Annotated in this window: 10 protein-coding genes and 1 tRNA gene; all 11 read right to left on the bottom strand. The window is 53.0% G+C overall.

The features are described 5' to 3' along the window. Positions 1-8 precede the first annotated feature (8 nt). Positions 9-85 (bottom strand) — tRNA-Arg (locus ACTHUF_RS08770). Positions 86-217: 132 nt separating this feature from the next. After that, complete coding sequence (locus ACTHUF_RS08765; protein WP_315092925.1) at positions 218-1,576, bottom strand: deoxyguanosinetriphosphate triphosphohydrolase; 1,359 nt, start codon at positions 1,574-1,576, stop codon at positions 218-220. 57 nt (positions 1,577-1,633) lie between these two features. Then, positions 1,634-2,893, bottom strand: a complete 1,260-nt coding sequence (gene rho / locus ACTHUF_RS08760) for a transcription termination factor Rho (RefSeq protein WP_003748836.1) — start codon at positions 2,891-2,893, stop codon at positions 1,634-1,636. 244 nt (positions 2,894-3,137) lie between these two features. Then, entirely contained in the window at positions 3,138-4,040 is a 903-nt protein-coding gene (locus ACTHUF_RS08755) for a DMT family transporter (RefSeq protein ID WP_315092923.1), read from the bottom strand. 83 nt (positions 4,041-4,123) lie between these two features. After that, entirely contained in the window at positions 4,124-5,812 is a 1,689-nt protein-coding gene (locus tag ACTHUF_RS08750) for a glutamine--tRNA ligase/YqeY domain fusion protein (protein ID WP_315092920.1), read from the bottom strand. Positions 5,813-5,917: 105 nt separating this feature from the next. After that, positions 5,918-6,697 carry a DeoR/GlpR family DNA-binding transcription regulator gene (locus tag ACTHUF_RS08745; protein ID WP_070836822.1) on the bottom strand — a complete coding sequence of 260 codons (780 nt, stop codon included), beginning with the start codon at positions 6,695-6,697 and terminating at the stop codon, positions 5,918-5,920. A 72-nt stretch (positions 6,698-6,769) separates the two neighbouring features. Next, positions 6,770-7,483, bottom strand: coding sequence for a GntR family transcriptional regulator (locus tag ACTHUF_RS08740; protein ID WP_049348122.1), 714 nt, complete (start codon positions 7,481-7,483; stop codon positions 6,770-6,772). A 259-nt stretch (positions 7,484-7,742) separates the two neighbouring features. Next, positions 7,743-8,162, bottom strand: a complete 420-nt coding sequence (locus tag ACTHUF_RS08735) for an OsmC family protein (protein ID WP_003748849.1) — start codon at positions 8,160-8,162, stop codon at positions 7,743-7,745. Between the two features lie 111 nt (positions 8,163-8,273). Continuing rightward, positions 8,274-9,083 carry a bifunctional hydroxymethylpyrimidine kinase/phosphomethylpyrimidine kinase gene (gene thiD, locus ACTHUF_RS08730; RefSeq protein WP_070814927.1) on the bottom strand — a complete coding sequence of 270 codons (810 nt, stop codon included), beginning with the start codon at positions 9,081-9,083 and terminating at the stop codon, positions 8,274-8,276. Between the two features lie 223 nt (positions 9,084-9,306). Continuing rightward, entirely contained in the window at positions 9,307-12,159 is a 2,853-nt protein-coding gene (gene gcvP, locus ACTHUF_RS08725) for an aminomethyl-transferring glycine dehydrogenase (RefSeq protein ID WP_440407492.1), read from the bottom strand. Positions 12,160-12,214: 55 nt separating this feature from the next. Then, positions 12,215-12,766, bottom strand: a complete 552-nt coding sequence (locus ACTHUF_RS08720; RefSeq protein ID WP_049348118.1) for a DNA-3-methyladenine glycosylase I — start codon at positions 12,764-12,766, stop codon at positions 12,215-12,217. Between the last annotated feature and the right edge of the window lies 1 nt (position 12,767).

The following is a 12,767-nucleotide window of genomic DNA, read 5'->3' as shown; positions in this document are numbered from 1 at the left end:
AAATCTTGTGGCGCACCCGGAGCGATTCGAACGCCCGACCCTCTGGTTCGTAGCCAGATACTCTATCCAACTGAGCTACGGGTGCATCCTCATCACTTCGCTAGTGCGTTGTGAATCAAGAAGACCGAATAATATAGGCTTTACTAAAGCCTGTCTACTCTTTTCACAGATATTTTTTATATTTTTATTTAACCAATTGAAGTTAAACAATATAAAATTAACGCAAAATCCCTACTCCTGACAAATCCTGCGCCATTTTGGCGGCGGAATTATCGGTCATGCCGCCGACAAAATCCAAAATTTTCATATAGGCCTGATACAGACTGTCTTCAGGAAGAATCGGATTGTGCTTTTTCAATAATTCCAATGCCAAAGACTGACGCGTTGCCAGCTGTTTTTCAGCAATCAGGGCATAAGCGGCAGGGACAAGCAAATCCAAGATAGAGCCTAAGCATGGGAACGTGGCAATCTCGGTCAAGAGCTTGGTGTGATGGCGGAAAATCCGTGTTTGCGCCAATTCTTTCGCTTTTGCCAAAGTGTTTTGCACTTGCGGGCTGCACAAAGCCAGCAGGTCTTTGCCTTTGAATGTTCCGTCCAACAAATCGGACTGATGCAGCATAAAGGTTTGCGCGACATCATCAATCGCCTTGCCGATCGCAATGCCGCGCAACATGGCGCAACGCTGACGGCTGGAGCTGGCGTGCCATGCGCTTTCGGCAAAGGTCAGCTCGGACAAGATACTCTCCACTTCCGTATCCGTGAGCAAATCCAATTCGACGGCATCTTCCAAGTCCAGCAAGGCATAGCAAATATCGTCGGCAGCCTCCATCAAATAAGACAAAGGATGGCGCGCCCAGCTGTCTGCTCCTGCGGACACCAGCCCCAATTCGTCGGCAACTTGACGGATAAACGGCAACTCGGTTTGATAAATATTGAATTTTTTTCTGCCGTTCGGATGTTGCGTTGTCCACGGATACTTCAACAATGCGCCGATGGCTGCCGCAGTCAGGCGCATTCCGCCCGCCTCCGGATACATTTCAAGGCTGGCGACGATACGCAGGCTGTGCGCATTGCCTTCATAGGTTTGAATGTCGTTGCGTTCCGCTTCGTTTAATGTGTTCAGATAAATTTGATGTTCAGGCCGTCTGAACCAATCACGCAAAGCATCTTCGCCGGTATGGCCAAACGGCGGATTGCCCAAATCATGTGCCAAACAGGCAACCTGCACCACAGCACCAATATCGCTGGGCGTATTTCCCTGCGGCAGAAAACCGCCGTTGTGCAACATCACGCCCACGCGGTTGCCCAAGCTCCTGCCCACGCTGGCAACTTCAACGCTGTGCGTCAGGCGGTTGTGCGTCAAGTCATGTTGCGCCAGCGGATGCACCTGCGTTTTACGGCCAAGGCGGCGGAAGGCTCCGGAAAAAACGACCCGGTCGTAGTCGATGTGAAAATCCGTACGCAAGGCATCGGCACCCTCCTGAGTCGAAGGGGTAACGGTCGGCACGATTTCGCCGTTTTTGGTACGGAAGCGTTGGGTGGACAATAAGTTTTGCCAATTCATTCGGGTATTCATAAGCGTTTCCTAAAATGAAGCAAAGGCCGTCTGAAACATATTCAGACGGCCTTATGCTTATTTACCACGCATCAATTCAAAGAAATCGTCATTGTTTTTGGAGTCTTTGAGTTTGCCCACCAAAAACTCGGTCGCTTCGATTTCGTCCATAGGATGCAGGAATTTGCGCAAGAGCCACATACGCTGCAACTGATCGTTCGGCACCAGCAATTCTTCGCGGCGCGTACCGGATTTATTGATGCTGATGGCCGGGAACAGGCGTTTTTCTGCCATGCGGCGGTCAAGGTGCAATTCCATATTGCCCGTACCTTTGAACTCTTCGTAAATCACGTCGTCCATGCGGCTGCCGGTTTCGACAAGCGCTGTCGCAATAATGGTAAGCGAACCGCCCTCTTCCACATTACGCGCTGCACCGAAGAAGCGTTTCGGACGGTGCAAAGCGTTGGCATCAACACCGCCGGTCAGAATTTTGCCCGAAGTCGGCACGACGGTATTGTAGGCGCGCGCTAAACGGGTAATCGAATCCAGCAGGATGACCACGTCTTTCTTGTGTTCGACCATGCGTTTGGCTTTTTCAATCACCATCTCGGCCACTTGTACATGGCGTTGCGCAGGCTCGTCAAACGTAGAGGAAACCACTTCGCCGCGTACAGAACGGCTCATTTCGGTTACTTCTTCCGGACGCTCGTCAATCAACAGGACAATCAGCTCGACATCGGGATAATTGGCGGTAATGGCGTGGGCAATGTTTTGCAACATCACGGTTTTACCGGTTTTAGGCGGCGCCACCAACAATGCACGTTGGCCTTTACCGATCGGGGAAACCAAGTCGATGGCGCGGCCGGTCAGATTCTCTTCGGCTTTAATGTCGCGCTCGAGTTTGAATTGTTCGGTTGGGAATAAAGGCGTGAGGTTTTCAAAAAGAATTTTGTGTTTGCAGACTTCGGGTGGATCGCCGTTGATGGTATCGAGGCGGACAAGCGCGAAATAGCGCTCGTTGTCTTTCGGCACGCGCACGCTGCCTTCGATGGTGTCGCCGGTGTGCAGATTGAAGCGGCGGATTTGCGTGGGCGAAACATAAATATCGTCAGGGCCGGCAAGATAAGAAGTATCTGCGCTGCGCAGGAAACCGAAGCCGTCGGGCAGGATTTCGAGTGTGCCGGAACAGGTAAAGCTGACATTTTGCTTCATCATCTGGCGGACGATGGCAAAAACGAGGTCTTGTTTGCGGAAACGGTTGGCGTTTTCAATGCCATGTTCTTCTGCCATTTCCAAGAGTTTGGAAATGTGGAGGGTTTGGAGTTCTGAAACGTGCATAGTATTGATATATTTTGGATGGTATCAGAGAGATGGCACACAGGCCGTCTGAAAGTATGAAATCGTGCCGCAGGATACGGTAGATTTTTGAGAAAGTTGAATTTTAGGCAGTTGGAGGCAGGGTGTCAAATTTTTAAATTGAACACTGAGCCGAGACCATAATCTTACCCTGCAATAAGATTATGGCCGGCAACAGCTTGGCAATCGCAACCCTATCGCCCAAAATCCGAGTATTTACCCAACTTCAGACGGCCCTCTGCCCGTAACGCATCAGCGTCATGCCGCCGACCGCCGCCGCGCAGCCTGCGACCAGCGAAATATGCAGCGGTTCGCCCAAAAACCACGCCGAAGACAGCACACCGAAAATCGGCACAAGCGTAATATACGCCGCCGCGCTGCCTGCGCCCAAAGTCTTTACGCCTTCAAAATACCACGCATAGGCCAATACCGTCGCACCGATGACCAGCCACGCCAAGGCTGTCCAACCGCGCCCATCCATTGCCGCTATCGCCTCAAAAGGCAATCCGTCCGTCCACAATGCCACCACCGACAACATCAACGCACCAATGAACGACGTTGCCGTCGTTACCGTCAGCGCATCTATCCCGCGCAAAACCGCGCGACCGATTAAGGTATAAGCCGCCCAACAGACCACGCAGCCGAAAATCAGCCACTCCCCTGCCTTGATGCCGCCCGACAATACCGTCAACGGCTGCCCTTGCGTTACCACCATAATGGCACCGCCGACCGCCAGCAGCATACCCGCCAAAATCTTCGCATTTAAACGCTCGCCGAAAAACCAAGTTGCCAACAGCAGCGTCAATACCGGATTCACCGCCACGACCACCGCCGCCTTGCCTGCCGGCATAGTCTGCAAACCCAGCATAAAAAACACCGCATAGCCGCACACGCCGACAGAAGCAGCCGCCGTCAAACCCAGCCATTGCCGTGCCGACAAAGCCACTAAAGTCGTGAACCTGCTGCGCGCAAACAACCAGCCCAACAACAAAACCGAAGCCAAGACAAACCGAACCGCCCCGCCCGTCAGCGGCGGCAGCGACTGCCCCAGCATCCGCCCCATCGGCCAAGACGCGCCCCACAACACCGCCATTCCCAGCAGTTTCAAATGTACAGAATAACGTTCCATCTCATCCCTTTTATCGACAAAGGCCGTCTGAAAACCGGATTTCACGTTTTCAGACGGCCTTCAATATAGCGACTGCAAACAGATTACTTAGGCTGCCAAGAATCTTTCAGCGTTACCGTACGGTTAAACACCGGCGTGTCTTTGCTGTGGTCTTTGCGGTCGGTGACGAAATAGCCGATGCGCTCGAACTGCCAACGGCTCTCCGCCGGCAAATCTTTTGCGACAGGCTCGGCGTAGGCGGTGATTTCCTTAATGGATTCAGGGTTGAGGAAATCGGTAAACGGCAGGTAGTTGCCGTCTTCGCCGCGCACGGCATCGGGACGCTCGACGGTAAAGAGGCGGTCGTAGAGGCGGACTTTGATTTCTGCTGCGTGTTCGGCGGAAACCCAGTGAATCACGCCTTTGACTTTTCGGCCTTCGGGATTTTTGCCCAAGGTATCGTGGTCGATGCTGCATTTGAGTTCGACCACATTGCCCGCCGAGTCTTTCACTACTTCGTCGCACTTGATGACATAGCCGTGGCGCAAACGCACTTCGCCGCCGGGAATCAGGCGTTTGAAGCCTTTGGGCGGATTTTCGGCAAAGTCATCGGCTTCGATGTAGATGGTTTGTGAAACAGGTACTTCGCGATCGCCCATTTCTTCGTGGTTCGGATGGAACGCGGCACGGCGGCTTTGGGTTTTGCCGGCTTCAAAGTTGGTCAGGGTGACTTTGAGCGGATTCAAAACCGCCATCAGGCGTGGCGCAGAGTTTTCCAGCTCTTCGCGAATCGCGCCTTCCAACACGCTCATATCGACCACGTTTTCAGATTTGGAAATACCGGCGCGTTTGGCAAACAGGCGCAGGCCTTCGGGCGTGTAACCGCGGCGGCGCATACCGGAAATGGTCGGCATACGCGGGTCATCCCAGCCGGAAACGTGGCCGTCTGAAACCAGTTGGTTCAGCTTGCGTTTGGACGTGATGGAATACAAAAGCTCCAAACGGGAAAACTCGTATTGGCGCGGACGTGTGGCGTGCGGTGCAGGAATGTTGTCCAACACCCAGTCGTACAGCGGACGGTGGGCTTCAAACTCGAGTGTACACAAGGAATGCGTGATGCCTTCGATGGCATCGGAAATGCAGTGCGTGTAGTCGTACATCGGGTAGATGCACCATTTGTCGCCGGTGTTGTGGTGATGGGCGCGGCGGATGCGGTAGATGACGGGGTCGCGCATATTGATGTTGCCTGATGCCATATCGATTTTCAGGCGCAGGGTTTTGCTGCCGTCGGGGAACTCGCCGTTTTTCATGCGTGTGAACAGGTCGAGGTTTTCTTCGACGCTGCGGTCGCGGTAAGGGCTGTTTTTACCCGCTTCGGTCAGCGTGCCGCGGTATTCGCGCATTTCTTCGGGCGTTAAATCATCGACATAGGCTTTACCGTCTTTGATTAAGCCGACGGCGTAATCGTAAAGCTGGTCAAAATAATTGGAAGCGAAACGAGGCTCGCCCGCCCAATGGAAACCGAGCCACTCGACGTCTTCTTTGATGGCATTAACGTATTCGTCGTTTTCTTTTTCGGGGTTGGTATCGTCGAAACGCAGGTTGCACAGGCCGTCGTAAATATAAGCCAAACCGAAGTTCAGGCAGATGGATTTGGCGTGGCCGATGTGCAGGTAGCCGTTCGGCTCGGGCGGGAAACGGGTTTGGATGGCTGTATGCTTACCGCTTTTGAGGTCTTCTTCGATGATGGTGCGGATAAAGTGGTTGTCCGCGAATTGGTCTTTATTCAACATAATATTTCTTTGATGGAAAGATGATTTTCTGTTTTCAGACGGCCTGGGCATTCAATCAGGCCGTCTGAAAGGAATGGAATGATGGCTCAATTGTACCCGACTTGGCTACTTTGATACAGGGTCGGCAACCTGCCACGCCACGCCGCGCTCATTTAGGGTTTTCTGCATGGCGGCGGATGGTGTGCGGTCGGTAAACAGCTTATCGAATGCGCCGATATCGCCCAGTCTGACCAAGGCATTACTGTTGAATTTACTGTGGTCGACGCCGAGATAGCGCACGCGGGCATTGTTCACCATCGCCTGCATGACGCTGACTTCCTTGTAATCGTCATCCAAAAGCGAGCCGTCGTTTTCTATGCCGTGGGTACTCATGATGGCATAGTCGACTTTGAATTGGTTGATGAAATCGACGGTCGCCACACCCGTAATGCCGCCATCCAAGGGGCGGACCACGCCGGAAGCGATGATAACCGTGTAGTCGGTACGCGCCGCAGTGATGGAAGCGGCGTAGATATTGTTGGTGATAATCCGCAGGTTTTTACGCTGTCTGACCAACTCGGCGGCGACGGCTTCCATGGTGGTGCCGATGCTGATAAAGAGCGAGGCATTGTCGGGAATGGTGGAAGCAATCAGCCGGGCAATGGCGTTTTTTTCCTGCTGCTGATGGTTGCGCCGCTCCTGCCCTGCCGTTACGACTGAAACATCGCCCAAAGACGCGCCGCCGTGATAGCGTTTGAGCTGTCCGGTTTCGCTCAATTCCTGCACATCGCGGCGTATGGTTTGCGGCGTAACATCCAAATTCGCCGCCAGCTCTTCCACCGTCATGAAGTTATGTTCGCGGATAAGGGTGAGGATATGTTCGTGTCTTTGGATTTTGGGTTTCATGGCGTTTTGCTTTGCAGGGATAAACCAATGGCCGTCTGAATATTTCAGACGGCCTTTTTATTGTCAAACCGATTACATTTCGAGTTTCTGTTCCAAGCGTTCGATGCACGCGCTCAAGTGGCGGCGCATGACTTTGGTCACACGGTTGCGCTTGCCGGCCACCAACAAATCGAGGATTTCGCGGTGTTCATGGTGCGAATTGGAATTGATGGTGCGCTTTTCTTTGCGAAGCGGATCGGAAACGGCCACAATCAGTGAGGAACGCGCGCACAAGGTATTCATGATTTCAAACAGGACATCGTTGTCCAACAGCCGCGCCAATTCGACATGGAAGGCATTGGACAGGCGGTTCCAACCCACGCGGTCGCCGCTTTCGGAGGCCGCAGCCTCTTGCTCAATCATGGCGTAAAGCGGTTGCAGACGCGTTTCCAAATCAGGCATATCGATGAGGACGCTCAAAATCATGCTTTCCATTTCGATACGCGTGTTGAACACGTCTTTCATTTCTTTCAAGTCCGGCACATGGACAAATGCGCCACGGTTGGGCTGCAAATCGACGATTTTATCGTGCGCCAAAAGCGATAATGCGCCACGCACGGTATTGCGCGAGCAAACCATTTGCCGGCAAAGCTCGGACTCGGTCAATTTTTTGCCCGGCAGCAGCAGATGGTCGGTAATCCCGTCCAAAATCAACGCGTACACGCGGAAGAGTTCCGAATCGTGACGCTCTTCCAAAATAAGCGATGAAGTTGCAGGCGCAACGTTGGTATTATTTTCGTAATCCATAATGTTTCCCCAGTATTTGTGTTGAGGCGCAATGACTTGCAGACCTGCATATTTCAGGGTTGGTTAAAATATAATTAAAAATTGTTGACAATGTTAAACGAAACTTGCACAATGAGGTCAACAAGCCAAGTTATAAAGGCTGATAGAGAGAGAGAAAAAGGAATAAAAAGCAAGCAGATATATTCATGTTAATGCGTGAATATATCTGCTTTTTTGTGGGCAGCCGTTTCACGCTCCGGCTTTTTCCTTGAAAACCGCCCTATTCTGCTTCGACGATTTCGAAGCTGTGGCTCATTTTTGCCGCTTTGCCCAGCATAATCGATGCGGAGCAATATTTTTCGGCAGACATCTGTACGGCGCGCTCAATCGCGCTTTCTTGCAAACCCCGGCCATACACTTTGAAGTGGATATGGATTTCGGTAAACACGCGCGGCGCGGTGTCGGCGCGTTTGGCAGTCACTTCGGCACGGCAGTCGGTGATTTTTTGGCGTTGTTTCTCGGCAATCATCACCACATCGATGCTGGAACAGCCTGCCACGCCCAACAGCAGCATTTCCATCGGGCTGGGGCCGCGCTTGACTTCGCCTTCAGCCGCCGCGCCTTCCATTACGACGCTGTGTCCGTTTGCCGTTGTGCCGACGAAGCACATTCCGTCTATCCATTTTGAAGTCACTTGCATGGTGTGTTTTTTATCCGTAAAAGCATTAATCTGATATTGTAAACAATTCCTAGTAATAAACCTAGTCAGGCCGTCTGAAAAATACAATCAATTACAATTGGCCTAAACGCATTATTCGTCCCGATACGCCCAATGATTGACCGGCCCGTGCCCTGCCCCGATGCCCAAAGGGTGGGAAATGGCGGCGGCGATATAGTTTTTTGCCGTCTGAACCGCTTCGGGCACGCTAAACCCTTTTGCCAGCTCGGCAGTGATGCAGGCCGAAAACGTGCAGCCCGTGCCATGCGTATGCGGCGTTGGGAAACGTTTGCTGTTCAGCTCGATGGTTTCGTTTGGCGTAAACAGCCAGTCGGTGCAATATTCGCTTTGGCTGTCGGCAAGATGGCCGCCTTTAATCACCACATTTTTCACGCCCCAATCCTGAAGAATTTTGGCGGCGCGTTCCGCATCTTGGCGGTTTTCAATATTGATGCCCGTCAAGGCCTGCGCTTCGGGTAGATTGGGGGTCAATACGTCCGTATGCGGCAGCAGCAGGCGTTTCATGGCTTCGACGGCTGAGTTTTCCAACAACGGTGCGCCGCCTTTGGCAATCATGACCGGGTCCAACACGCGTTTGCCGAAGTCGCATTCGGCGGTTTGTTCCGCCACGCATTCGATGATTTCCGCCGTACCCAGCATGCCGATTTTATAAGCGCGGATGTGGAAATCCTCCTGAATCGCGGCAATCTGCGCGGCAATCATGTCGGTCGGTATCGGATGCACTGCCGATACGCCCAAAGTATTTTGTGCGGTAACCGCTGTCAGTACGCTGGTACCAAACACGCCGCGCATCTGAAATGTCTTCAAATCCGCCTGTATGCCTGCGCCGCCGCCGGAATCGGAGCCGGCAATCGTCAGCGTTTGAATAAAAAGTTCATCCATCGTGTCCTCCTGTTTTTCAGACGGCCTTTTGCTTATCGTTATGGGAAACCGTTTGGTTTTATCCGCAAACAAGTCATGCGCCGTCTATCTTTCCGAAAGCCTTATTTGTTGTTTTACCTAAAACAAACGTACGTTCTCGGGCGGAATATCTTAACAAACAAAAGGCCGTCTGAAAACTATTTTCATTTTCAGACGGCCTGTTCAATGTTAAACCTATTCAGGCTTAATCTTCGTATGCGTCAATCGGCAAGCAGGAGCAAACCAGATTGCGGTCGCCATAGACCTCATCCAAACGTTTCACGCTCGGCCAGAATTTGTTTTCACGCACAAACGGCAACGGGAAGACGGCTTCTTCGCGGGAATACGGGTGCGCCCATTCGCCGGTTACGTCGGCGGCGGTGTGCGGGGCGTTGACCAGCGGATTGTCGTCTTTCGGCCATTCGCCGCGTTCGACTTTCAGCACTTCCTGTTTGATTTGTTTCAGGGCGGCGATGAAGCGGTCAAGTTCGGCTTTGCTTTCGCTCTCTGTCGGCTCAATCATCAGCGTACCGGCAACAGGGAAAGAAACCGTCGGTGCGTGGAAGCCATAGTCCATCAGGCGTTTGGCGATGTCGGTTTCAGTGATGCCGCTTTCGGCTTTAAGCGGACGCAAATCGACGATACATTCGTGCGCAACGCGGCCGTTTTTGCCTGTATACAGAATCGGATAGTCTTCGCTCAGACGTTTGGCAACGTAGTTGGCGTTGAGCAATGCCCAGCGCGTCGCCTGTTCCATACCTTGTTTGCCCATCATGGTCAGGTACATCCAAGTAATCGGCAGGATGGACGCAGAACCGAAGGCCGCAGCAGCAACGGCGGTTTGGTCGGTACTGGCGCTGTGGGTGTCGGTCAAAGCGTGTCCCGGTGCAAACGGAGCGAGGTGGGCTTTCAAACCGATAGGGCCGACGCCCGGGCCGCCGCCGCCGTGAGGGATGCAGAAGGTTTTGTGCAGGTTCATGTGCAACACGTCCGCGCCGACTTCGGCAGGCTGCATGATGCCGATTTGGGCGTTGAGGTTGGCGCCGTCCATGTAAACCTGTCCGCCGTTTTCATGGATGATGCGGCAGATGTCGCGGATGCCTTCTTCGTACACGCCGTGGGTGGACGGGTAGGTAATCATGATGGCGGACAAAGCGTCGCGGTGTTGCTCGGCTTTAGCTTTCAAATCGTCGATGTTGACGTTGCCGTGTTCGTCGGTATCGACAACGACGACTTTCAAACCGAGCATGGCGGCGGTGGCGGGGTTGGTGCCGTGGGCGGATTTGGGAATCAGGCAGATGTTGCGGTGTCCCTCGCCGTTGGCTTCTTGATAGCGGCGGATGGACAGCATGCCGCTGTATTCGCCCTGCGCGCCGGAGTTGGGCTGGAAGGAAATCGCGTCAAAGCCGGTGATGGCTTTCAGGCTGTTTTCCATGTCGGTCAAAAGCGCGCGGTAGCCTGCGGCTTGGTCTTTGGGGGCGTAGGGGTGGATGTCGGTGAACTCTGCCCAAGTAATCGGCAACATTTCCGCAGTCGCATTGAGCTTCATGGTGCAGCTACCGAGCGAAATCATGCTGCGGTTCATCGCCAAATCGCGGTCTTCGAGTTTTTTCAGATAGCGTAACATTTCGTGTTCGGTGTGGTAACGGTTGAACACGGGATGTTGCAGAATATCGTCTTGACGCAGCAACTCGGCGTTCAGACGGCCTTTGACGTCATCGGCAAATGTAGCCGTATCCTTGCCGGTAAACGCGCGGTACAAATCGGTTAAATCTTCGCGTGTCGAAGTTTCATGGAATGCAGCCGCAACTTGAGTATCGTTGACACGGCGCAGGTTGTAACCCAACTCCAAAGCAGCGGCAAACACTTGGTCTGCTTTCTCTTTGCTACCGAAATCGACGGTAACGGTATCGAAGAAGACTTTGTGAACCACATTCAGGCCGTCTGAAACCAGCGCATCGGCAAAGGCGGAAGCCAGCGCATGAATGCGGTTGGCAATGCGTTTCACGCCTTCAGGGCCGTGGTAAACGGCATACATACCGGCCAAGTTCGCCAGCAATGCTTGTGCCGTACAAATATTGGATGTCGCTTTTTCGCGGCGGATGTGTTGCTCACGGGTGGACAAAGCCATACGCAAGGCAGGTTTACCCGATGCGTCTTTGGATACGCCGATAATACGGCCCGGGGCAGAACGTTTGAACTCGTCTTTAAACGCGAAATAAGCAGCGTGCGGACCACCGAAGCCCATCGGTACGCCGAAGCGCTGGGTGTTGCCCAAAGCAATATCTGCGCCCAATTCGGTAGGCGATTTCAGCAAAACCAAACTCATGATGTCGGCGGCAACGGCCACGATTGTGCCTTTTGCTTTCAGACGGCCGATAACGTCCTGCAAGTCTTGCACGTCGCCGTCTTTGCCGACGTATTGGAACAGCGCGCCAAAGTATTCGCCTTCATCCGCTTGGGCAAAATCGCCGACCACCAATTCAAAGCCGAAATATTTGGCGCGGGTTTTCATCACGTCCAAAGTCTGCGGATACACGCGCGCATCCACAAAGAAACGCTCGGATTTCACTTTGCCCACGCGGTGCGCCATCGCCATCGCTTCGGCGGCGGCGGTCGCTTCGTCCAGCAAAGACGCGCCTGCAACAGGAAAACCGGTCAAATCGATGCATACCTGCTGGAAGTTCAACAACGCTTCCAAACGCCCCTGCGCGATTTCCGCCTGATACGGGGTGTAGGCGGTGTACCAGCCCGGATTTTCCAACACGTTGCGCAAAATCACGTTCGGCACGCGGGTCGGGTAATAACCCAAGCCGATATAGGACTTGTTGATCACGTTCTTCGACGCAATGCCTTTCAATTTCGCCAACGCGTCCGCCTCGGTCAATGCTTCGGGCAGGTCGAGTTCGGACGGCATACGGATGCTTTGCGGCACGGTGTTGCCGACAAAATCGTCCATGCTCTTCTCTCCGAGCGCTTCCAAAAGCGCAGCCTCGTCGCCAAAGCTTAAATGACGCGCGGCAAATTCGTTCGGGTTGAATAATTCAGATAGTTTCATTTCTACTCCTTTTTTGTTATCGGTATCAAAACCGCTTTTTCTTTCAGATGTTGTTTCAGACGGCCTCCGCCCACTTCGGACGACATGCCAATATTTCCCTATAAACCGGACAGCTTTCCACATGCGCGCCGGGCAGGTAGCCGGTACTCATCAGAAATTCGCCGACGATTTCGCCGCCGACAAATTTGAAATGTTTTTTAAACAGCTTCACCCATTCAGCCTTGTCGAGCGGATGGTGTGCATCCAGCCAGTTTTTGAATGAGCCGTATTCTTGCTGTATTTGTTTGATTTGTCGCGCGTTATAAATGGCTGCATTAATTTTCAGGCGGTTGCGGACGATGCCTGCATCGGCAAGCAGCCGCTCAATATCGGCTTCGTCAAATGCGGCGACCGTATCGATATCGAAACCTTTAAATGCCGTCTGAAATGCCTGCTGCTTCTTCAGCATCAGTGTCCAGCTCAAACCCGCCTGATTGATTTCCAACACCAGCCGCTCAAACAATTCATTGTCGTCCTCAATCGGAAAACCGTATTGCGTGTCGTGATAATGTTGGTTGGGGTTGTCCGTATCGTCGGGTAGCGTGGCGACAAATTCGCAGTAATTCATG

The sequence above is a fragment of the Neisseria sp. P0024.S006 genome (genome assembly GCF_051956595.1).
In the GTDB taxonomy this organism is placed as follows: Bacteria; Pseudomonadota; Gammaproteobacteria; order Burkholderiales; family Neisseriaceae; genus Neisseria.
This window is presented reverse-complemented; position numbering and strand designations above follow the sequence as displayed.